Origin of the sequence: Desulfosporosinus sp. FKA (assembly GCF_002196785.1) — a bacterium.
Taxonomy (GTDB): Bacteria; Bacillota; Desulfitobacteriia; order Desulfitobacteriales; family Desulfitobacteriaceae; genus Desulfosporosinus; species Desulfosporosinus acididurans.
The window spans coordinates 75,066-97,448 of sequence record NZ_NAHZ01000032.1 but is presented as its reverse complement, the minus strand read 5'-3'; the positions used below and the strand labels follow the sequence as shown (position 1 = coordinate 97,448).

Here is a 22,383-nt window from a genome sequence, read left to right as displayed (position 1 = left end):
TTCGTTGATTGTCATCATGGTTTCTTATCTAATCGCATTCTAAAGTGAACCATGAGTGATGGGTCAAAGGGAGGTTTATCATCTTGAGCATATTCTAAGCCGATTAACAATCGGAAATAGATTTTTCTTTGATGATAATAGTTCCGGAGCCATGCGCAGAGATTTGGCTGTTCTTTTACGTGAACTAAAATGTTGGGCATATGTTTCTTATTTTTTTTACATTCTAAGGCTAAAACAAAGTCTTCTATTTATGTTTGATCACTTCATTGACAATACTTAGTCATACTTTTTAGAACATGGTATTTGCCCCGTTTTTCATTATTGCAATTCCTTAAACCTCAGGGCTATTCAGTAAGTCCAAGTGAGTGTTCCACGTGGAACAATAAAGCAAACATTAAATAGATTCATACTGCTGTTTAGAATACACAGTGAGCTCGTTCAACTAAAAGTGAATTAACAGAGCTTTAGATACAATAATCTCCAGTGGACATTATTATTGCCACCTGAAGTTAACGAAGGACCTCCCCCCACACACTTATAGAAGTGGGAGTCTTAAAAACAAATGGAAAAATACTTAGAAATTTTGTTCCACGTGGAACAGTAAAACTTTATTAATCGTATAACTCCCACCTCTTCAAGTGAAGGTGGTTCCTATGCCTTTACTCCACTTGAATATCCCAAATATCTAAAAGTCTGTTTAATTCTTCTTCTGAGAAATATTGAATTTCTATTCTTCCGCGTTTTAGGTTGCCTTTCAGCTGTACTTTAGTTTGAAAGTTGGCTCGAAGACGATCTTCAACATGTCTAAGATCAGCAGGCTGTCCATTAGTTTTAGGACCGGTTTTAATCTTTTCTGTAGGCTTTAACAGACGATTGATAAGTTCCTCTGTTTCACGAACGGACAATTGCTCTCTTACAGTTTTCTCTGCAGCAATAACTTGTAAAGATGTATCCTTAACTCCTAATAAAACTTTAGCATGCCCTAATGACAGCTTTTCAGATTTTAACATCTCTAAAATTACATCTGGTAATTGAATAATCCGCAATAAGTTGGCTATGGTCGTTCTAGCTTTACCAACTTTCTGGGCAACTTGATCTTGAGTTAAACCATATTCCTGAATAAGTCGATGATAAGCCATTCCTTCTTCATAAGGAGATAAGTTAGCCCTTTGAATATTTTCAACAATTGCTCTCTCAGCCATTTCTTGATCAGTACATAATTGCACAATACAGTTAATCTTAGTGATTCCTGCAATTTTTGCAGCTCTTAAACGTCTCTCACCAGCGATTATGATATAACGTTCACCAACAGGCCTCACTAAAATAGGTTGAAGTAAGCCATGTTCACGGATTGAATCAGCTAACTCATTGAGAGCATTCTGCTCAAATTCCCGTCGAGGTTGTTCAGGATTTGGTTCGATTTCTGAAAGGGGAATTTCCTTAATTACGGGATTTTCATCCATCTCGTCAGATAGAAGTGCTTGAAGGCCACGACCTAAACCCTTTTTAGACACGTTCTAAGACCTCCTTCGCCAGCTCCCTGTATACTTCTGCTCCTCTCGAGCGGCTATCGTAAATATTAATTGATTTTCCATGGCTCGGCGCTTCACTTAGCCGAACATTACGCGATATTATTGTTCGAAAGACCTTCTGGGGGAAATACTTTTTTACTTCATCAACAACCTGTATTGCTAGATTTGTTCGCGCATCAAACATTGTTAATAAAGCACCTAAAATATTAAGATTAGGATTAATATGTTTGCGAACTCTTTCTAGAGTATTCATCAGGAGAGTTAACCCCTCCAAAGCGTAATATTCACATTGGATAGGAATTAAAACGTCCGTTGCTGCTGCCAAAGCATTAATAGTCAAAAGTCCCAAAGAAGGAGGACAATCAATAAAAACAAAATCGTAATTGGCAAGGACATTGTTTAATGAAAGTTTGAGCTTGGTCTCGCGATACTCTTGAGAAACCAACTCGATTTCCGCACCTGCTAAAAGAATTCTAGCCGGCACTACTTTTAAGTTTTTCTGATCGCACTTCTGAATCACTTGTTCAATGGTAACATCGTTGATTAGAACATCATAAACACAACGTACTAACTTATTCTTCGCAATTCCCAACCCACTCGTAGCATTCCCCTGTGGGTCTAAGTCGATAAGTAGAACGTTATATCCCAGTTCCGCCAGACAAGCACTCAAATTTATAGCCGTAGTGGTTTTAGCCACACCGCCTTTTTGATTAGCAATTGCGATCACTTTCGATATCAATAACATACACTTCCTTTTTATCTAACTGCCACTCTGAAAGGTTTACATATACTTTAAATACTATCAAACCAATAGTAATAAAAAAAGCGTTTTCGAACGCTTTTTTTAGAGTTTCAAAAATATTTATTTCCATAATGCAAAGTAAATAATATCAAGGCCCAATATTAATAATTTTTGGGAGAGCCTTATAAACACTTTTTTGCAGAGGCTCGGAACTAACCACTTTTCCATTCAACTTAACCGTTCGTATGGAATTGACGACATATCCCGGTTGACCCTGTTGTTTAACAACCGTCTCACCATGTTTTAACGTTTTATCGACAACCCGCTGTTCATCAGGTTGAACTACCGATTCAGTTGTATCCGTAATCGCAACTTCCTGGCCAGGTTTAACTTTTCCATAGAGATCAATGGTTAAGGTATTTGACGTTGTCCTTGTCCGTACTAACACATAACCACCGGTATTATTCCTAAATTTAAGGTCTAAATCAGGATATGCAACGGTTGCATCTTGGCCAAGAGGTGCATACGTAATAGCAAGATCATGATTCGTTCTTTGAACAACAGAAAGATCTGCTAACAGACCAGTATTATATAACGTGCTGGAAACCTGACAGATCCCTCCAGCTAAACCGGGAATAAATTTACCATTAACAATAATGTAAGCATCCTTATACCCGCCTGCGACTGTCCTCTCCCCTACAATATTATTGAAGGAAAGAATATCACCAGGTTTAATAACCGCCATATCAAGAGATTTTGCAGCAAGCTGAACGTTTTCGGTACGTGCAGTCTGAGAAGGATCAAAATGAGTTGTGTAAGACGCTAAAAGACCGGTAATTTTTTCTCCCTCGAGTTGTGCGGCAGTAACCTTTGGTTGTTGCTCTTTAAAATTAACTTTAAGCTCAGATACAGGATTTAAGTAATTGATTGCTTTGATTTGAGATTTCAAGCCATCAACATCATAAATTGATCCAGTTTGTTCATGTTCTATAAGCATCGTATTTGCATTAGTAATTTTATAGGTGGCATCAATAGCAGGCTTATTATATTGTCCAAATAACTTATCTAAGCTCTCTTGCATTTTTTTATCATCCCACTGCGAAGAGAACTTAAAACTAACCCCTTTGGCAGCATCCATTTTAGCAACAATTCTATGATATATTGAACCAGTTCTACTAAGATCATAGGCATCTTGTAAGGCCTTATCGGCTGAAATCGAGAGCCCTAAATCACTTAATTTAACGTCATTACTATGCTGACCGTCAGATAGTTTAACCGTTTGATTTAGCAAAAGATCAATTTCCTTGTTAGCAGCGCTTTTAGCCTGTGATTGAGTCATATTACTGACATTAATTCCAGAAATTTTTACACCGTCAACAATAGTATGCTGATCCCAAGTGTAGTAACCAATGAAGGAACCACAAGCAACAAATAAAAACACAACCACCCCAGCAACTATATAAAATATCTTTCTTTTAGATGTGCGATTTCTTCTTATCCGACGGTTTCGAATAGATTTAGATGCCTTAGGTAATGTCTCGGTCGATATCATTTCAGTCTGACTATTAATTCTCTGTTCTATTGACTCGTCCAAATCGCACCTCCTCATTGTTAACTAAAACGATATTAATCCTATTTATTCGACGTTAAAATCATATTCCCTTCATTAACGTTAAAAAGAGCTTTACCAAATATTGTAGTAAAGCAGGACAATTGAGCTTTGATTCTCGTCAACTATATATTTTTTTTGATTTAATGAATCGGCGACTTTGCAGGTATACCTGCCTTACGAGGAAATGTTGAAGGTGTTTCCTTAACCTTTTTTATGACAATAATAGCTCGATGTTCCGCAGTTTCACCGAAATTATAGGTTTCAACGCATTCTACATTTCCACCTAAAACATTCAAAGCAGCTTGAGATTCTTTAAGCTCTTCTTGAGCCTGTAATCCTTTGAGAGAAATAAATAGCCCATTTTTCTTTAATATAGGAAGGGAGTACTCCAGCAGGATTGGAAGACGGGCCACTGCTCGAGAACTAACGCAATCAAATGTACCCCGATACTGCGCATTTCGACCAAAGTCCTCGGCACGAGCATGAACTGTTCTTGTGTTCTTTAAATTCAATTTTGAAATCACAACATCAAGGAAATCTAAACGTTTTTTCAATGAATCAACTAAGTTTACCTCCAATTCAGGCCGTAATATTTTAATTGGTAGGCCTGGAAAACCGGCACCTGTACCTATGTCCGCTAATTTATTACCTTTTAGATATTTTTCAATTGCCATAGAATCAACAAAGTGCTTTAGAATAATATCTAATGGTTCAATAATTCTTGTCAGATTTAACTTCTGATTCCATTCAAGTAAAAGATCTCCATATGCACAAAATTGGTTAACCTGTTCGTCCGATAATTTATAACCTAAATTTAATAACGTCAGATCTTTAAGTTGTGAAGCAAACACATTAAACATTACTTATTTTCTCCCTCGATGCCGTTGTTCTAGGAAAACAAGTAAAACTGAAATATCAGCCGGCGTAACACCCGTAATTCGAGAAGCTTGACCCACATTAAGAGGCCGCACTTCCATCAGCCGTTGTCTGCCTTCGGTAGATAAACCTTTTAACTCGCCATAGTTAAAGTCATCTGCTAATATTCTATCTTCCATCTTGGCAAACTTTTCAATATCAGCCCATTGTTTATCAATGTAACCAGCATATTTTGTTTCTATAACTGCTTCTTCTAACACTTCTTGGGAATAACCCTTTAATTCAGGAATTAATTCAAGCATATGATTTAAAGTAATTTCGGGTCTGCGAATTAAATCAGAAGCATTAATTCCTCCACGCAGCGGAGTAGAATTTACTTCAGCCATTATGTTTTTCAATTCCTGATTTGAGGGAGAAAAAACCGTTGACTTCCAAAGATTTTTTATTTCATAAAAATCCTGTTTTTTATGTTGAAATCGTAACCAGCGCTCATCATCAACTAAACCGATAAGACGCCCTTTTTCAGTAAGTCGGAGATCGGCATTATCCTGTCTCAGAACTAATCGATACTCAGCCCTAGATGTTAATAACCGATAGGGTTCCTTGACACCTTTGGTAACTAAATCATCAATCATAACACCTAAATATCCATCAGATCGACGCAGCACAAAAGGTTCTCGCTCCAAGCATCGTAAAGCAGCATTGATACCGGCCATTAACCCCTGAGCTGCAGCTTCTTCATATCCTGAGGTGCCATTTAACTGACCAGCAGTAAATAAACCAGACAACTGACGAACCTCAAGACTTAAAGACAACTGGTGGGGATAAACATAATCATATTCTATAGCATAACCAGGTCGCATCATTTTTACATGATCTAAACCAGGAATACTTTGGAGAATTTCAGTCTGTACTTCTTCAGGCATACTGGTCGATAAACCGGCAACGTAAAGTTCATCGGTATTCCATCCTTCAGGTTCGAGAAAAATTTGATGAGCATCACGTTCAGCAAAACGAACAACTTTATCTTCGATCGAAGGACAATACCTTGGGCCAACTCCCTCAATTTTTCCTGAATAAAGAGGTGCACGATAAAGATTATCACGAATAATTTCATGAGTTTTGGATGAAGTATAGCCAAGCCAACAGGGAACTTGTTGGGAAGGGTCCTTATGCCAAAAAATACTCTCTGTGGGAAGAAATGAAAAAGTCCATAAAGAGTCATCTCCAGGTTGGAGTTTAAGCTGAGAATAGTCAACGGAATGGCGATGAATCCTTGGCGGAGTTCCGGTCTTGAATCTTCCTAATTCTATACCAATCTCCTTCAGAGATTGAGAGAGAGACATAGCGGGCATTTGTCCATTTGGTCCGCCCTCGTACATAGAATCACCAATGATTATTCGTCCACGTAGATATGTACCGCTCGTTAAGACAATATTTTTAGATTCGAAGCGAGCGCCGGTCCTGGTCACAACACCTGTTACTTGATATTGATCGATAACCAATCGTTCCGCTAAACCCTGAACAACTGTCAAATTAGGCTGATTAAACAAGACTGCGCGCATCCGATTTTGATACGCTTGTTTATCCGATTGAACTCTTAAGGCATAAACAGCCGGGCCCTTACCGGTATTTAACATCTTAACTTGTAAGGATGTTTCATCTGCATTTATACCCATCTGCCCTCCAAGAGCATCAATTTCACGAACTAAATGCCCTTTCGCGGGTCCGCCAATTGAAGGATTACAAGGCATATGGGCAATCGTATCAAGGTTTAAAGTAATTAACAAGGTCTCACAGCCAAGCCTTGCGGCAGCTAAAGCTGCTTCACATCCTGCATGCCCGGCTCCAACAACAATAACATCATAATTACCAGCGAAGTATTCCAAAACTAAACCTACTTTCCAATGCAAAATCGTGAAAAAATATCATCGAGCAAAGAATCTTGAACATGATGTCCAGTCAGCTCAGAAATGTATTGAAGTGCTTGACGTATATCTATAGAAAGGATATCCCATGGCATAGTTGAATTAAAGCTAATCTTAGCCTGTTGAAGAGCAGCATAACAATGTTCTAAAGAAGAGATTTGACGAGTATTGGAGAGCAGAGGATCAGCTGAATTAATTATCTCCCCTTGGTAAACTCTTCTTTTTATCTCCTTCTCTAAATCATCAAAGCCTTTGTGTAAAAGAACTGAAAAAGAAATCCAGTGATCAATATTAGGTATATCAATTTTTTCATTCTCTAGTAAATCAATTTTATTGACTAAAACAATTATTTTATCAGAATATGTCTTTAAAATATATAATTCATCCTCAGATAGTTGAACATTAGCTTCAATGACTAGAATAATAAGATCGGCATTTTTTAAGGCATTCCATGTTCTTTCAATTCCCAAACGTTCTACAATATCCTGACTTTCCCAAATTCCAGCAGTGTCTACCAGTTGGAGAAGAATTCCTCCCACGCTGACATATTCCCTAATCTCATCTCGCGTCGTACCTGGAATGTCAGTTACTATAGCACGGTCTTCTTTTAATAAAGCATTTAATAAACTTGATTTGCCAACATTGGGTCGTCCAACGATAACAGTAAGAAGTCCTTCGCGTAAAATTTTACCGGTCTTACTTCCTTCTAATAAATCCCTCGCTATTGCCAGAGCTTCTTCCAATCGGTTCGCTAATGATTCTCGATCTAAAGTTTCAACATCATCCTCTGGAAAATCAATACTCGCTTCAATAAAGGCTAAAGTTTCCAATATTTTTTCTCTAAGATCCATTATTATTTTTGTTAATCCACCGCTAAGTTGTGATAAAGCCAAATTAGCAGAAGTCTCAGTCTTAGACGTAATTAAATCAATAATCGCCTCAGCCTGTATTAAATCTAATTTCCCATTTAAAAAAGCTCTTTTAGAAAACTCGCCCGGTTCAGCAGGGTGAGCACCATAGCGGAGACAGGTATGGAGAATTCGCTGCGCAACAAAAGGTCCGCCATGACAATTGATCTCATAAACATCTTCTCCTGTAAAAGAGTTAGGAGCAGACATCCTGCCAATCAGAACCTCATCAAGGACACGATCCTCGTCTTGGAAAACACCAAGAGTAAGTGTGAAATTATCCTGACGTAACCATCGTTCTCTTGATCTAGGTATAAAACATTCATCAATAATTCGTCTTGACTCTGGGCCACTTAGCCTAACTATATGGATACTTGCTTCTCCCATAGCAGTAGCCAAAGCAACAATTGTATCTTCCACTTAATCATCTCCAAAGCAACTATTTATCCTATCATAAAACGGATGGAGCTAAAGTCCCCCACCGAAGTCTGGATGTATCTAATATAAAAAAGAGGGGTTATTCCCCCTCAACTCAACTAATATCTTGCTTCATATTTCATTAAGTTTAAGGCAGCTAAAAAGTAATACCCTTTTAACCTCTTTTTAGAGCAATCACAACACGACGATTAGGATCATCACCTTCACTAAACGTAGAAATCCTACTGTCATCTTGTAAAGAAGTATGAATAATTCTGCGTTCATGAGGATTCATAGGTTCCAAAACAATTCTAACACCTGTTCTTTTCACTTTATCAGACAAGCGTTTAGCTAAGCGAATAAGAGTTTCTTCACGACGAGACCGATATCCTTCCACATCAACAATAATGCGAACACGATCAGATAATTTTTTGGATACTGATAAGTTGGTTAAATATTGCAAAGCATCAAGGGTATCCCCTCGACGGCCAATTAAAATTCCCAGTTCGGGTCCAGTGATATTAACATGCCAATTTTCAGAATTCTTAGTTACCTGAGTTTCTGCCTTGACTCCCATAGCTTGACAAATATTTTGAATAAATCCAGTTGCCAGAAGTCCTGGATCATCTTCATAAGTAACTCTAACTTTTGCAAGTTTTGTACCGAAAAGACCAAATAATCCTTTTTTCGTAGGTTCCTCAAGGATTTCAACCTGAACATATTTTCTGTCAACAGCTAATTCTTGAACCCCCGTGGCGATCGCTTCTTCAACCGTTTTGCCGGTTTTCTCTACAACTCTCATGAACGATCCCTCCTCACGTCTTCCCCGTTATCTAGGCAACGCTTTTCTTTTGATTTGTCAATTTACGATTAATATAAAGCTGCTGCAGAATTGAAACACAATTCATCGTAACCCAATATAAGGCTAAACCTGACGGCACCGTAGCACTAATATAGGCAAAAAATATAGGCATTATGTACAACATTGTTTTCTGTGTCGGATCTGATGAAGCATTAGGATTCGTGACCTTTGTTTGCAAATAGGTCGTAGCAGCGGCAAAAAGGGGTAAAATAATATGATAACTTAAACTAAAACCATAAATTTTTGTTAAATCAAATCCAAGAAACCAATGTGCTGCATTAGCAGAAGCCCCATAAGGAAAATTCCGCAGAGTACTGTACAAACCCCAAAAGATTGGCAATTGAATTACAATAGGTAAACAACCACCCATAGGATTTACTTGGTTCTCTTTATACAACTCCATTATTTCGGCATTAGCTTTTTCTTTATCATTTTTATGTTTTGTTTGAATTGCTTTAATCTTGGGCTGTAAATCAACAGTTTTACGCATCGAAGCCATTTGTTTGTAGGTTAGAGGATAAATAATAGTTTTAATCAAAATTGTTAATAAGATAATGGCTACACCATAATTAGGAAGACCCAAAGCAGATGATAAATTGTAAAAAATATTTAATAAATAGGTCATCCATTGCACAATGATACTCACAAAAGCCCTCCTTAAACTGGATCATGCCCTCCCGGATGAAACGGATGGCATTTCAATATTCTCACAAGTGATTTATAGCTTCCTCGAAATAAGCCATACTTTTGCAGCGCTTGAATCGCATATTCAGAACAGGACGGATAAAAACGACATGTTTGTCCTTTCAGTGGAGAAATAAATTTTTGGTAAAAGCGCAAGAGCAGAATTAGTAGTTTCTTCATCATTAACGACTCATTTCGTGGTTAAAGCCTTTGCTTTTTTCAACATCATCATAATAGAAGTTTCTACTTCCGGGAAGTAAACTCCTCTGATCCGAGGCCTTGCAATAAAAATAATTTGAATATCTGGCTTAATTTCAGAGATATGTAATCGAACAACTTCGCGAAGCAATCTCTTCGCACGATTTCTCTGAACAGAATTACCTATCTTTTTTGATGCAATAAAACCAAACCGTTGTTGTTGTTTGCCTTTTAAAATATAGATAGCGGCATATTTCTCGGAAAAATTATTGCCATTATCAAAAATTACTTTAAAGCCTGATTTTTTGCGTAGTCGAAATTCTTTTTTAAGCATAAACCCTCCAGGCTTATATAAGAGACAATCCTATCATATTTTAACTCCTTAAGCTAAAAATTAAACCTGCTTTGCTTTGCGGAGCGAATTAAATTTATCCAATACTTTGCTTCGGTGAGAGGTAATGTCCCACCGAAGACCCAATGTTCAGCTTCAGCTAAACGAGTTCACTTACATTTGAGCGAAAACCGTTAGCTTATTTATCCTAGTTATACTAAAAAAGGCCACATAATTGCGGCCTTAGACTGATAATTTTTTACGACCTTTTAATCGACGGCGTTTTATAACATTTCGCCCAGTTGGCGTACTCATGCGACTTAAAAAACCGTGAACTCGCTTATGGCGACGATTCTTCGGTTGATATGTTCTTTTCAATTTAAAGACACCTCCTTTATAAAAGCGAAGAAGCTTACGAAGCAACAGACTTACTAACAGATTATACTCTAACAATTTTTATTCTGTCAAGCAACTACACTGGAAAGGATGTGGATAACATCTGGATTAAAAAAGTTATCCACTTGTGAATAATTTGTAAAAACACGAGATCTTCCTGTTGATAACCCTTAAAAAACTTGATATTATAATTTCACACCATCTTGCACTACTGCAAATCATAGTTAATATTATCCACAGTTCGAATTTTGACCAAGTTATCCACAAATGTGTATAAGTTTGTGTATAACTTTTTTATTGTCGTAATTACTAATTTCTTAAAATAAGGGAGGTCCATTCATGCCACCACTACCAATCACACCTCATTTATTGTGGCAGGAAACACTCGAAAAACTGAAAAATGAACTTACTAGACCTAGCTTTGAGACTTGGTTAAGTTCAACTCAGCTAATTGAGATTGATGGGGATACTTTGGTAATCAGTGTTCCTAATGATTTTGCTAAAGATTGGTTAGAAAGTCGGTATGCATCTTTAATAAGGTCCTCCGTGCAATCAATTTTAGGCCACTCGATTAGCCTTCGCTTTGTTATCCCTTCACCAGAGGATTCTTTAAAAAAAGACCCGATTTTAGAGTCCCCTATACCAGAAAGTGCTCCCAAACAAAATGAACAATTACCAAATTGTCTTAACTCAAAATATACCTTTGATACCTTTGTTATTGGCAATAGTAATCGCTTTGCGCACGCTGCATCACTTGCTGTTGCTGAATCTCCCGCGAAATCTTATAATCCTCTATTCATTTACGGCGGCGTAGGTTTAGGCAAAACACATCTTATGCATGCCATTGGCCATCATATATTACAACGTTCCCCGAATACGAGAGTGCTTTATGTTTCTAGTGAAAAATTTACAAATGAACTCATTGATTCAATTCGCGATGAAAATGCCATTGAATTCCGTAATCATTATCGAAATGTTGATATTCTTCTAATTGATGATATTCAATTTTTGGCGGGAAAAGAACGAACACAAGAGGAGTTTTTCCACACGTTTAATGCCTTACACGAGGCCAACAAACAGATAATTATCTCCTCAGACAGGCCTCCTAAAGAAATTCCAACCTTAGAGGATCGTTTGCGTTCAAGATTTGAATGGGGCCTGATCACAGATATTCAGGCACCGGACTTAGAAACACGAATTGCTATTTTGAGAAAAAAAGCTAAAGTTGAAAACTTGCAAGTTTCGAATGAAGTAATGGTTTATATCGCAGATAAAATTCATACTAATATTCGGGAACTCGAAGGTGCCTTAATTCGAGTTATTGCTTTCGCATCATTAAGCTCAATGCCAATAACAGCCGAAGTTGCCATGGAAGCATTAAAAGATATTTTACCTAGCAATTCATCAAAACCAATAACTATTGACACTATCCAAAACGCTGTTGCAGATTATTACCACCTTTCACCCAATGATTTTAAAGCTAAAAAAAGAACACGTGCAGTAGCATTTCCAAGGCAAATCGCTATGTACTTATCACGTCAATTAACAGACTCTTCATTACCGAAAATTGGCGATGAATTTGGAGGGCGAGACCATACTACGGTTATGCATGCCCATGAAAAAATTTCTCAAGCAATTCAAGATGATCCTATTTTGGAAAAGAAAATTAATGAATTGATACAACGCATTCAAAATGATTAGTAAACTAACAGTTTTAAATGTTGATAACCTGTTAATAGTATCTTGATAACCTAAAGCAAAATTATCGAATGTGGACATGTGGACAAACAGTATCTCTTGTCCACCAATTTTTCAACACCCTAAACTTAAGGAACTATAACGAATTACGTTAGTTATCCACACATTGACAAGGAATACTACTATAACTACTAAATATTATCTTATTATTAATAATCGTCGTTTAGAACCGGGAAATAGCATAGGAGGATCCAAGATGAAAATCTTCTGTTCAAAGGATTCATTAATTTCTGGAGTGAATGCTGTACAACGCGCGGTATCTGTCAAGAATACACTGCCCGTTCTTTCAGGAATCTTGATAAGTGCTGAAAAACAAAGTTTACGTTTTGCAGCAACTGACCTTGAATTAGGAATACGATGTGAAATACCTGCTCAGATTGAGGAGGAAGGAACAATAGTAGTTCCTGCCAAATTATTTGCAGAGGTCGTTCGAAAACTACCAGATACAATGATAACTATTAAAGAAGAAAATTTAGCAATTACTATTTATTATTATCAATCCGAAATAACCTTAAGAGGTTACGATCCGGAAGAATATCCTTTACTTCCTGATCTAATTGACCCGATGTCATATACTATCCCTACATTAATTTTTAAAAATATGATAAGACAAACTATATTTTCTTGTGCAGTTGAAGAAAACAGACCTGTTTTTAATGGAACTCTTATGCAAATTGAAGGTTCAAATCTCCGACTAGTAGCAACCGATACCCATCGCTTGGCTTATAGTATTTCAGAAGTAGAAAATCCTGAAAATGCAAGTTTTAATGGCATCATACCGGCTAAGACATTAGCGGAAATATATCGTTTATTAAAAGATGAAGATGAATCGATTCAAATTAGTTTTAATAAGACACAAGTCGTTTTCCAATTTGGTTTAATATATTTAGTATCAAGATTAATTGACGGAATGTTTCCGAACTATAAACAAGTAATTCCACAAACTTGTGAAACAAAAATTAATTTGTCAGTAAAGAATTTTTTAGAAGCTGTAGAAAGAGCATCGTTATTATCCCATGATAAAACAGGAGCAAATATTATTAGAATTAAGGTCGAAAGTACGCAATTAAAAATTGATCAAACAACGGAATTAGGCAAAATATCTGAACAAATTGAAGTAACTACTCAAGGAAATGATGTAATGATTGCCTTTAATGCCAAATTTTTAATTGATGCCTTAAAAGTTATTGATACAGATCAAATAATTTTTGAACTTTCCGGCCCTTATAGTCCAGGGGTGATGCGCCCTTTAGATAATCCAAATTACCTTTATCTTGTTTTGCCTGTCAGAATATCATAAATGCCCTATGAATATAATTGATTTTCATTTGCAAAATTTCCGTAACTATGACAAAGAAGTTGTGACATTTATTCCCGGAATTAACACCTTGATTGGAAATAACGGACAAGGGAAAACTAACATTATCGAAGGCATATACTATCTTTTAACCGGCAAGTCGTATAGAGTAAAAAGGGAGCATGAGCTCTTAAAATGGGATAAAACTGATTTTCATCTTTATGGTGATTTTATTGTAAATCACCATAAAATATTCTTAGAGAGCCACTACCAAAACAGTAAAAAAAGAGTAAAAGTCAATCAAGTTCCCTGTCAACGTTTATCTGATTTTGTAGGTACCATAAATGTGGTTTTTTTTTCACCCGATGATCTTATTATGGTCAAAGGCGGGCCATCCGAACGCCGGAGATTCATAGATTTGCATATTGCTCAGATACGGCCTGGTTATGTAAGTTTGTTAAATGCATATAACAAAGTAATTCAACAAAAGAATGCTCTTCTTAAAACGTATAACGATAAATCTCTAAAGAATTCTCAATTACAGCTTTGGAATACACAAATTATGGAACTTGGAACAAAAATTATTCTTCAGCGCGATGAATTAACGAAGCAAATACAAAAGGCTGCTGATCAGATCTACATGAATCTAACCTCGCAAAAAGAAAAACTTGATATCAGTTATTATGCCTTAGGAAAAAAGAATATCCAGGATGCTTTGTTAGAATTTCCTGATTTGTTAAATCAAAAAATGGACCAAGAAATTGAACGACAGATGGTTCTTATTGGTCCTCACCGTGATGATTTACAGATACTTTTAGATGATAAACCTGCGCGTCTATATGCTTCACAAGGGCAACAGCGATCTTTGGTTTTAAGTTTGAAACTCGGTGAATTGGAGTTAATACGTCAAGAAAAAGGGGAGTATCCTCTTCTTTTATTAGACGATGTATTGTCTGAACTGGATAGTTTTAGGAGAAACTATTTAATAGAGTTTATTGAATCCTCACATATTCAAACGATAATCACCATGACAAGTGCTGAGAGTCAACTTGGTTCTGGGGCATTATTCCAAGTTGAACAGGGGCATATAAGGAGGGAACGATAAATGTATTTGCATCTTGGCGGTGATATGTTAATAAAAAAAGATAAAGTTGTGGCAATTATAGATCTTGAAATAGCTTCTGAAGGTAAAGGGAATAACAGGTTTTTAACTAATATAAAAGACAATAATAAAATTATTTATATTTCTGAACCGGGTAAAGAAAAATCACTTATTATTACAACAGAAAATTATTTTCTATCTCCGATTTCATCAACAACGTTATTTAAAAGATCATTTTTTGCTCTAGATGAATAATTATTTTTAAATTGGTGCTATAAAACTAATTAGCCACTAAATGACATCTCAAAAAAGACGTTTAGTGGCAATTGTTCATAGTCAAAATTGAAACAAAGTTTTATTTAGTGTACAATAATAATTTGAAGGTATTATTTGGGAGGAAACAGCTTTGCAAGATAATACAGATATTAATATTCCGGATACAGGTGATAATTATAATGCAGGGCAAATTGAAGTTCTAGAAGGACTTGAAGCTGTACGTAAGCGCCCTGGAATGTATATCGGATCAACAAGCAGCCGTGGCCTTCATCATCTTGTTTACGAAATTGTTGACAATAGTATTGATGAAGCATTAGCTGGTGTCTGTGATCTAATTGATGTTATTATTCGAAAGGATAATAGTATCACTGTTATTGATAATGGACGGGGAATTCCTGTTGATATTCACCCGAAAATGGGTAAACCTACTGTCGAAGTATGTTTAACGGTATTACATGCCGGAGGAAAATTTGGAGGCAGCGAAAGTGCCTATAAAGTATCCGGTGGTTTACATGGTGTCGGTCTTAGTGTTGTTAATGCTCTGTCTAAATGGCTGACTGTAGAAGTTTTTAAAGGCGGGCATGTTTATCATCAGGAATATGCTCAAGGTAAGCCAACTACAGAACTTCTAAATTTAGGGGAAACAGAAAAGACTGGCACACAAATATCTTTTATGCCAGACCCGGAAATCTTTGAAGATACAGTTTATGATTATGATGTCTTGGCTCATAGGTTGAGAGAATTATCGTTTTTGAATAAAAGTGTAAAAATAAATTTAACGGATGAGCGAACGGATAGTCAAGAAACTTTCTTTCATACTGGAGGTATTCAAGATTTTGTTATTTATCTTAACAAGACAAAAGATTGTTTACATCCCCAACCTATCTTTATTGAAACCAGTAAAGATGGAGTCCAAGTAGAAGTTTCCATGCAGTATAATGACAGCTATACTGAAAATCTATATTCCTATGCTAATAATATTAATACTCAAGAAGGCGGAACTCATGAAGCAGGCTTTAAATCAGCGCTGACTCGGGTAATTAATGATTATGCCCGCAAAAATAATATCTTAAAATCATCCGATTCCAATCTTTCCGGAGATGATATCCGGGAAGGATTGACAGCAGTTATCTCTGTGAAGGTACCTGATCCCCAGTTTGAAGGGCAGACAAAGACAAAACTTGGCAACAGTGAAATTCGGGGAATTGTGGATTCCGCGACAGGCGAGGGGCTTAGTATTTTTCTGGAAGAAAATCCAGTCCTAGGTAAGAAATTCATTGAAAAATCACTTCAAGCTGCTCGGGCACGGGATGCAGCCCGTAAAGCGCGAGAGCTTACTCGCCGTAAAAGCGCTCTTGAGGGGACATCTTTGCCGGGTAAATTAGCGGACTGTTCATGGAAGGAACCTGATTTATGTGAAATGTATCTCGTTGAGGGAGACAGTGCAGGAGGTTCGGCTAAACAAGGTCGAGACCGGCGTTTTCAAGCAATTTTGCCCTTGCGTGGAAAAATCTTAAATGTTGAAAAAGCAAGGTTGGATAAAATATTAGCAAATGCTGAAATTCGAGCGATGATTACGGCGATGGGAACCGGTATCTCGGATGATTTTGATATTAGCAAAGCACGTTATAACAAGCTGATTATTATGACAGATGCTGATGTCGATGGCGCTCATATTCGGACTCTTTTATTAACATTTTTTTATCGCTATATGAAACCGTTAATTGAAAATCACTATGTATATATTGCGCAGCCTCCACTTTTTAAAGTCAAAAAAGGGAGAGAAATACAATATGCTTATTCAGATGATGAACTTACCAAAATCTTAGATACCATAGGCCGGGATAAAGTAGAGATTCAACGATACAAAGGTTTAGGAGAGATGAATCCTGAACAATTATGGGAAACCACGATGGATCCAGCAAAACGTACAATTTTACAGGTGACCATCGAAGATGCCATCAGATCTGAAGATATGTTCTCAATCTTAATGGGCGATAAAGTGGAACCACGCCGAGATTTTATTCATCGGCACGCTAAAGATGTACGTAATTTGGATACTTAAAGGAGTGCTCGTTCATGTCGGATGAAATCCAAGGGGGAAAAGTTCTTCCTGTTGAAATTGCAGATGAAATGAAAAAGTCCTTTATCGATTATTCTATGAGTGTTATTGTCAGCCGGGCTTTGCCGGATGTTCGAGACGGACTTAAACCGGTTCATCGCCGAATTTTATACACACTTCATGAATTAGGTATGACCCCAACGAAACCATACAGCAAATCTGCAAGGCTTGTCGGGGATTGTATGGCTAAATTTCATCCTCATGGAGATAGTTCAATCTATGATGCCGTCGTGCGCATGGCTCAAGATTTTGCCAGTCGTTATCCCTTAATTGACGGCCATGGAAACTTTGGATCCATTGATGGAGATTCTGCTGCTGCTATGCGTTATACAGAACTTCGTATGGCTAAAATGGCTACGTATATGCTGGCGGATATTGATAAAGATACTATTGATTTTACACCAAACTATGATGAAAAGCAGGACGAACCCACAGTCTTACCTGCTAAATTCCCCAACCTTTTAGTTAACGGTTCTTCGGGAATTGCTGTAGGTATGGCAACGAATATCCCTCCCCATAATTTAAGTGAAGTTATTGATGCTACGGTTGCTTTGTTGGATAATCCTGATCTGACAACTATGGATTTAATGAATTATGTTAAAGGTCCTGATTTTCCAACAGGCGGAATGATTATGGGGCATGAAGGGATTAAGGCAGCCTATTCAACAGGAAAAGGGTCAATTAAAATTAGGGCTAAAGCTGATATTGAGGATATGGAGAAATCAGGTAAGACAAGAATTGTTGTTACTGAAATTCCCTTTTTAGTGAATAAGGCAAGACTCATCGAAAAAATTGCTGAACTTGTCCGGGATAAACGTCTTGATGGTATTACCGATCTGCGGGATGAGTCTGATCGTACAGGGATGCATATTATCATTGAGCTTAGACGGGACGTTAATCCTCAAATTATATTGAATCAGCTTTATAAACATACTCAAATGGAAGAAACGTTTGGAGTTAATTTGTTAGCACTTGTCAATAATCAGCCAAGAGTTCTGACTCTTAAAGATATGATTCACTACTTCATCGAACACCAAAAGGATGTTATTGTTCGTAGAACGCGGTTTGAACTTAATAAAGCTGAAGCTGAGGCACATATCGTCGAAGGGTTAAGAATTGCCCTTGATCATATTGATGAGGTTATAGCAACGATTCGTTCCTCCTCTGACGAGTCAGAGGCTCGAGAAAATCTATCGAATCGTTTTGGTTTAAGTGAGAAACAAGCCCAAGCGATTGTTGATATGCGTTTGAAACGTTTAACAGGTTTAGAACGTGACAAATTAGAAAGTCAGTATCATGAACTTATGACAACGATAGCCTATCTTAAGTCAGTTCTTGCTTCACCTAGTATGGTTATTGAAATTATTAAAAACGAAATCAAGGAAATTCAGCAAAAGTATGGCGATCCACGAAGAACTTCTATAACTGTTGATGTCAGCAGGATGGATATTGAGGATCTTATTGCTGAAGAGGAAGTCGTTGTAACAGTTACCCATTACGGCTATATAAAACGTTTGCCTTTAAACACCTATAAGAGTCAAAATCGTGGTGGAAAAGGTGTTCATGGAATGGCTACCAAAGAAGAAGATTTTGTCGAACACCTTTTTATTACTTCAACTCATCATTATATTCTCTTTTTCACGTCACAAGGTAAAGTTTATCGATTGAAAGCTCATGAAATACCAGAAGCCAGTCGCACAGGAAAAGGAACGGCTATCATTAATCTCTTAAGTTTAAGCCCAAATGAAATGATTACGGCCGTGATGGCTATTAAAGATTATAGTCCGGATTATTTCTTAATCACCGCCACGAAAAAGGGTATTATGAAAAAAACAGCTCTGCAAGAATACGATTCGTCGCGGCGTGAAGGCTTAATAGCTTTAACCCTTGATGAAGGTGACGAATTAATAGGCGTAAAATTGACCCAAGGTTTAGACGATATTTTGCTGGCGACACGTCAAGGAATTGCGATTCGCTTCCCGGAAGATGAAGTAAGATATATGGGACGCACAGCACGAGGCGTGAAAGGAATAAAACTTGAAGATACTGATGAAGTTGTAGGAATGGAAGTCATCGGAGATGAAGGCGAACTTTTGACCATGAGCGAAAATGGCTTTGCTAAGCGTACAGACCTTAAGGAATTTAGGGTTCAAGGCCGGGGCGGCAAAGGGATTATTGTCATGAAGTTAAATACTAAAACCGGTTTTCTCATTGGTGTAAAAGGTGTTAAAGCGGAAGATGAACTTATGGTAATTACAAATAATGGAATTATGCTGCGTCTCCAAGTTTCAGGTATTTCCAATCAAGGCCGGACGGCCCACGGGGTTATGGCTATGAGAACTGGTGATGACAGTAAAGTTGTTGCCATGGCTAAGATTGTCGTGAGAGAGGAAGACAGCTCTGAGGAGTCAGAATCTGAGGATTAAATTGACAAAACTATTGCAAGGTGTTACCATGTCTGGAATCAGAAGTCAGGGTTTAGAAGCCAGATAAGAGATGATACTGGTACTAACATAAATTTTAGGAGGAATTATCAGATGGCAGAATTCGGATCATTAAAAGTTAAGACTGGGCTCGCAGAGATGTTAAAAGGCGGCGTCATCATGGATGTGACGACTCCTGAACAGGCTATTATTGCTGAAGAAGCAGGAGCATGTGCCGTTATGGCTTTAGAACGTGTTCCTTCCGATATTCGTGCAGAAGGTGGGGTTGCGCGTATGGCAGATCCCACTATTATTCAAAGTATTATGGACGTTGTTTCTATTCCAGTGATGGCCAAAGCAAGAATTGGTCATTTTGTGGAAGCTCAAATTCTTGAATCCTTGGGTGTTGATTATATTGATGAATCAGAAGTTCTGACTCCAGCCGACGACGCCTTTCACATTAATAAACATGACTTTAAAGTTCCTTTTGTTTGCGGCTGTCGTAATCTTGGCGAAGCATTGCGCAGAATTGGCGAAGGTGCAGCTATGATTCGCACCAAGGGTGAACCAGGAACGGGAAATGTTGTGGAAGCTGTACGACATATGAGAACTGTCATGAGTGATATGCGCGCCTTATCGGTTATGCCTAAAGAGGAGCTTATGACGGCAGCTAAAACTATGGGGGCACCTTATGAGCTGGTACTTTACGTAGCAGAACATGGAAAACTTCCTGTAGTTAACTTTGCTGCGGGCGGAATAGCAACACCGGCGGATGCAGCTCTCATGATGCAGCTTGGAGTAGATGGAGTTTTTGTTGGTTCCGGAATTTTTAAATCAGATAATCCTAAAGCAAGAGCTAAAGCTATTGTTATGGCAACAACCCATTATAATGATGCCAAGATTTTAGCTGAAGTGTCTAAGGACCTTGGACAACCTATGACAGGTATTGAAATTTCAACTCTGACAGATGCTCAGCGTATGCAAGATCGGGGTTGGTAAACATGGAAAAACGTGTCGGCGTTTTAGCCTTACAAGGTGCATTTCGTGAGCACCGGCAGGTTTTGAAGCAATTAGGCTGCGATGTTGTTGAAGTCCGTAAAACAAGTGACCTTGAGGGAATCCATGGCTTGATTATTCCCGGTGGTGAAAGTACAGCAATGGGTAAACAATTGCAGATTAATGATCTCGGTGAAAAAATAAAAGAGCTGGGCGCAAAAGACTTACCAATCTTTGGGACTTGTGCCGGTATGATTCTGCTCAGTAAAACAATTATAGACAGTGATCAGTATCGATTAAATTTAATGGATACAACAGTAGAACGCAATGCTTTTGGCAGGCAAATAGCTAGTTTTGAAACAGATCTTCAGGTGCCTGCTATGGGCACTCATCCTTTGCGCGCTGTCTTTATTAGAGCACCTTATCTTCGGGAAGTTGCTCCTAATGTAGGTATTTTAGCTGAGTTTGAGGGAAAGATTGTCTTTGCCCGACAAGGAAATTTATTGGCCAGTGCCTTTCATCCTGAGCTTACCCCGGATCATAGGGTCCATCAATACTTTTTGGGTATGATTGATGAACATTGGGTAAAGTAAAAGCGTTCATGGTATGGGAGGATTTAGTATGTTAGATCTGAAGTTTGTCCGCAGCAACCCTGATTTGGTAAAAGAAGCTTTGCAAAAACGTCATGTTTCTATTAGCTTAGATCATTTTTTAGAACAAGAAGAAGAAAGACGTCGTCTTCTTTTTGAAATCGAAACCTTAAAGGCACGACGTAATGCCGTATCAGAAGAAGTCGGACGACTTAAGAAAAAGGGAGAAGACGCCGAAGCACTCGTTTTGGAAATGCGTGAAGTCGGCCAAACTGTTAAAAGCTTAGAACAAAAATCTTCGGAAATTGTTCAAGAGATGGAAAAAGTTCTTTATGAAATTCCAAATATACCCCATCCTTCGGTGCCGGTAGGCACAGATGAAAGTGCGAATATTGAAGTTCGCAGTTGGGGAACTCCGAGGTCCTTTGATTTTGAGCCAAAGGCACATTATGAGCTCGGGGAAAACTTAGATATTTTCGATTTTGCACGGGCCGGAAAAGTAACAGGGGCACGTTTTACCTTTTATAAAGGTTTAGGTGCCAGGCTGGAACGCTCCCTCATTTCCTTTATGCTCGATAAGCATACAGCAAAGGGCTATACAGAGATTTTACCGCCTTATATGGTAAGTCGTACTTCGATGTTTGGAACCGGTCAACTCCCGAAATTTGAAGATGATGCTTTTAAAGTTATGGGTACCGATTATTTTTTGATTCCTACTGCTGAAGTACCCGTTACGAATCTCTATCGAGATGAAATTTTAGATGGCAGTAACCTCCCTATTCGACATTGCGCTTACAGTGCATGTTTTCGCTCGGAAGCAGGCTCAGCGGGCCGTGATACTCGGGGCTTGATTCGGCAGCATCAATTTAATAAGGTTGAGCTTGTTAAATTTTCACTTCCGGAGAATTCTTACCAGGAGCTGGAGTTATTAACGAACGATGCCGAGAGTATTCTTCAGGAATTAGAGCTTCCTTATCGGGTAATGACGTTATCGACTGGGGATCTTGGATTTTCTTCCGCTAAAACTTATGATTTAGAAGTTTGGCTGCCGAGCTTTAATACATACCGGGAAATTTCTTCATGCAGTAATTTTGAAGATTTTCAGGCACGTAGAGCAAACATCCGCTTCCGCAGAGGGCTAAAGGAAAAACCTGAATTTGTCCATACCCTAAATGGCAGTGGTTTGGCAATCGGGCGAACAGTTGCTGCTATTATGGAAAATTGTCAGGATTCGAAGGGTAGAATTCATATTCCCAAAGCCTTGCAGACGTATATGGGTGTAGAATATATTGGTTAAAATTGAGTATAAATAAGCAAATACATGGTAAATAAT

Annotated in this window: 20 protein-coding genes; 9 read left to right on the top strand and 11 right to left on the bottom strand. The window is 37.9% G+C overall.

The window, feature by feature from the left end:
- Positions 1-659 precede the first annotated feature (659 nt).
- The 11 genes from B5771_RS17375 to rpmH all read right to left on the bottom strand — a co-directional run bounded on the left by B5771_RS17375 (position 660) and on the right by rpmH (position 10,468).
- Entirely contained in the window at positions 660-1,514 is an 855-nt protein-coding gene (locus B5771_RS17375) for a ParB/RepB/Spo0J family partition protein (RefSeq protein ID WP_088188668.1), read from the bottom strand.
- The gene (locus tag B5771_RS17370; RefSeq protein ID WP_172408315.1) at positions 1,507-2,268 is read right to left on the bottom strand and encodes an AAA family ATPase; all 762 of its coding nucleotides are present in this window, start codon (positions 2,266-2,268) and stop codon (positions 1,507-1,509) included. Before B5771_RS17370 ends, B5771_RS17375 begins: the two co-directional genes overlap by 8 nt.
- A gap of 154 nt (positions 2,269-2,422) precedes the next feature.
- The gene (locus B5771_RS17365; RefSeq protein ID WP_242966874.1) at positions 2,423-3,868 is read right to left on the bottom strand and encodes a VanW family protein; all 1,446 of its coding nucleotides are present in this window, start codon (positions 3,866-3,868) and stop codon (positions 2,423-2,425) included.
- A 158-nt stretch (positions 3,869-4,026) separates the two neighbouring features.
- On the bottom strand, positions 4,027-4,746 hold the full coding sequence (rsmG, locus tag B5771_RS17360; protein WP_088188666.1) for a 16S rRNA (guanine(527)-N(7))-methyltransferase RsmG: 720 nt from the start codon (positions 4,744-4,746) through the stop codon (positions 4,027-4,029).
- 3 nt (positions 4,747-4,749) lie between these two features.
- On the bottom strand, positions 4,750-6,651 hold the full coding sequence (gene mnmG, locus B5771_RS17355) for a tRNA uridine-5-carboxymethylaminomethyl(34) synthesis enzyme MnmG (RefSeq protein ID WP_088188665.1): 1,902 nt from the start codon (positions 6,649-6,651) through the stop codon (positions 4,750-4,752).
- An 8-nt stretch (positions 6,652-6,659) separates the two neighbouring features.
- Positions 6,660-8,018, bottom strand: a complete 1,359-nt coding sequence (gene mnmE / locus B5771_RS17350; protein WP_088188664.1) for a tRNA uridine-5-carboxymethylaminomethyl(34) synthesis GTPase MnmE — start codon at positions 8,016-8,018, stop codon at positions 6,660-6,662.
- A gap of 172 nt (positions 8,019-8,190) precedes the next feature.
- Positions 8,191-8,817, bottom strand: coding sequence for an RNA-binding cell elongation regulator Jag/EloR (jag, locus tag B5771_RS17345; protein ID WP_088188663.1), 627 nt, complete (start codon positions 8,815-8,817; stop codon positions 8,191-8,193).
- A gap of 31 nt (positions 8,818-8,848) precedes the next feature.
- Positions 8,849-9,523: a YidC/Oxa1 family membrane protein insertase gene (locus B5771_RS17340; RefSeq protein ID WP_047808965.1), complete on the bottom strand. Its 675-nt coding sequence runs from the start codon at positions 9,521-9,523 to the stop codon at positions 8,849-8,851.
- A gap of 11 nt (positions 9,524-9,534) precedes the next feature.
- A complete protein-coding gene (gene yidD / locus B5771_RS17335) occupies positions 9,535-9,744 on the bottom strand; it encodes a membrane protein insertion efficiency factor YidD (protein WP_083995911.1) in 210 nt (69 codons plus the stop codon).
- Positions 9,745-9,751: 7 nt separating this feature from the next.
- Positions 9,752-10,093, bottom strand: a complete 342-nt coding sequence (gene rnpA / locus B5771_RS17330) for a ribonuclease P protein component (protein ID WP_047808967.1) — start codon at positions 10,091-10,093, stop codon at positions 9,752-9,754.
- 240 nt (positions 10,094-10,333) lie between these two features.
- Positions 10,334-10,468: a 50S ribosomal protein L34 gene (rpmH, locus tag B5771_RS17325; protein WP_007777819.1), complete on the bottom strand. Its 135-nt coding sequence runs from the start codon at positions 10,466-10,468 to the stop codon at positions 10,334-10,336.
- A 357-nt stretch (positions 10,469-10,825) separates the two neighbouring features.
- On the opposite strand from rpmH, the gene dnaA reads away from it, so the two are divergent.
- The 9 genes from dnaA to serS all read left to right on the top strand — a co-directional run bounded on the left by dnaA (position 10,826) and on the right by serS (position 22,347).
- Entirely contained in the window at positions 10,826-12,187 is a 1,362-nt protein-coding gene (dnaA, locus tag B5771_RS17320) for a chromosomal replication initiator protein DnaA (protein ID WP_088188662.1), read from the top strand.
- Between the two features lie 253 nt (positions 12,188-12,440).
- Positions 12,441-13,544 (top strand): DNA polymerase III subunit beta, encoded by a 1,104-nt coding sequence (gene dnaN / locus B5771_RS17315; protein WP_088188661.1) that lies wholly within the window; start codon positions 12,441-12,443, stop codon positions 13,542-13,544.
- A 7-nt stretch (positions 13,545-13,551) separates the two neighbouring features.
- Positions 13,552-14,646, top strand: a complete 1,095-nt coding sequence (gene recF, locus B5771_RS17310) for a DNA replication/repair protein RecF (RefSeq protein ID WP_088188660.1) — start codon at positions 13,552-13,554, stop codon at positions 14,644-14,646.
- Positions 14,647-14,898, top strand: coding sequence for a DUF370 domain-containing protein (locus tag B5771_RS17305; protein ID WP_088188659.1), 252 nt, complete (start codon positions 14,647-14,649; stop codon positions 14,896-14,898).
- 151 nt (positions 14,899-15,049) lie between these two features.
- On the top strand, positions 15,050-16,984 hold the full coding sequence (gene gyrB / locus B5771_RS17300) for a DNA topoisomerase (ATP-hydrolyzing) subunit B (protein WP_088188658.1): 1,935 nt from the start codon (positions 15,050-15,052) through the stop codon (positions 16,982-16,984).
- 14 nt (positions 16,985-16,998) lie between these two features.
- Positions 16,999-19,467 carry a DNA gyrase subunit A gene (gene gyrA, locus B5771_RS17295; protein WP_088188657.1) on the top strand — a complete coding sequence of 823 codons (2,469 nt, stop codon included), beginning with the start codon at positions 16,999-17,001 and terminating at the stop codon, positions 19,465-19,467.
- 111 nt (positions 19,468-19,578) lie between these two features.
- Positions 19,579-20,463 (top strand): pyridoxal 5'-phosphate synthase lyase subunit PdxS, encoded by an 885-nt coding sequence (gene pdxS, locus B5771_RS17290; RefSeq protein ID WP_088188656.1) that lies wholly within the window; start codon positions 19,579-19,581, stop codon positions 20,461-20,463.
- A gap of 2 nt (positions 20,464-20,465) precedes the next feature.
- On the top strand, positions 20,466-21,053 hold the full coding sequence (gene pdxT / locus B5771_RS17285) for a pyridoxal 5'-phosphate synthase glutaminase subunit PdxT (RefSeq protein ID WP_047808975.1): 588 nt from the start codon (positions 20,466-20,468) through the stop codon (positions 21,051-21,053).
- A 28-nt stretch (positions 21,054-21,081) separates the two neighbouring features.
- Entirely contained in the window at positions 21,082-22,347 is a 1,266-nt protein-coding gene (gene serS, locus B5771_RS17280; protein WP_088188655.1) for a serine--tRNA ligase, read from the top strand.
- Positions 22,348-22,383: the final 36 nt, after the last annotated feature.

What these genes read in the sequence shown, in the direction of transcription:
- rsmG (WP_088188666.1), bottom strand. Translation starts at nt 4,746, where the DNA reads ATGTTTAATGTGTTTGCTTCACAACTTAAAGATCTGACGTTATTAAAT.
- jag (WP_088188663.1), bottom strand. Translation starts at nt 8,817, where the DNA reads ATGAGAGTTGTAGAGAAAACCGGCAAAACGGTTGAAGAAGCGATCGCC.
- yidD (WP_083995911.1), bottom strand. Translation starts at nt 9,744, where the DNA reads ATGATGAAGAAACTACTAATTCTGCTCTTGCGCTTTTACCAAAAATTT.
- rnpA (WP_047808967.1), bottom strand. Translation starts at nt 10,093, where the DNA reads ATGCTTAAAAAAGAATTTCGACTACGCAAAAAATCAGGCTTTAAAGTA.
- dnaA (WP_088188662.1), top strand. Translation starts at nt 10,826, where the DNA reads ATGCCACCACTACCAATCACACCTCATTTATTGTGGCAGGAAACACTC.
- dnaN (WP_088188661.1), top strand. Translation starts at nt 12,441, where the DNA reads ATGAAAATCTTCTGTTCAAAGGATTCATTAATTTCTGGAGTGAATGCT.
- recF (WP_088188660.1), top strand. Translation starts at nt 13,552, where the DNA reads ATGAATATAATTGATTTTCATTTGCAAAATTTCCGTAACTATGACAAA.
- B5771_RS17305 (WP_088188659.1), top strand. Translation starts at nt 14,647, where the DNA reads ATGTATTTGCATCTTGGCGGTGATATGTTAATAAAAAAAGATAAAGTT.
- gyrA (WP_088188657.1), top strand. Translation starts at nt 16,999, where the DNA reads ATGTCGGATGAAATCCAAGGGGGAAAAGTTCTTCCTGTTGAAATTGCA.
- pdxS (WP_088188656.1), top strand. Translation starts at nt 19,579, where the DNA reads ATGGCAGAATTCGGATCATTAAAAGTTAAGACTGGGCTCGCAGAGATG.
- pdxT (WP_047808975.1), top strand. Translation starts at nt 20,466, where the DNA reads ATGGAAAAACGTGTCGGCGTTTTAGCCTTACAAGGTGCATTTCGTGAG.
- serS (WP_088188655.1), top strand. Translation starts at nt 21,082, where the DNA reads ATGTTAGATCTGAAGTTTGTCCGCAGCAACCCTGATTTGGTAAAAGAA.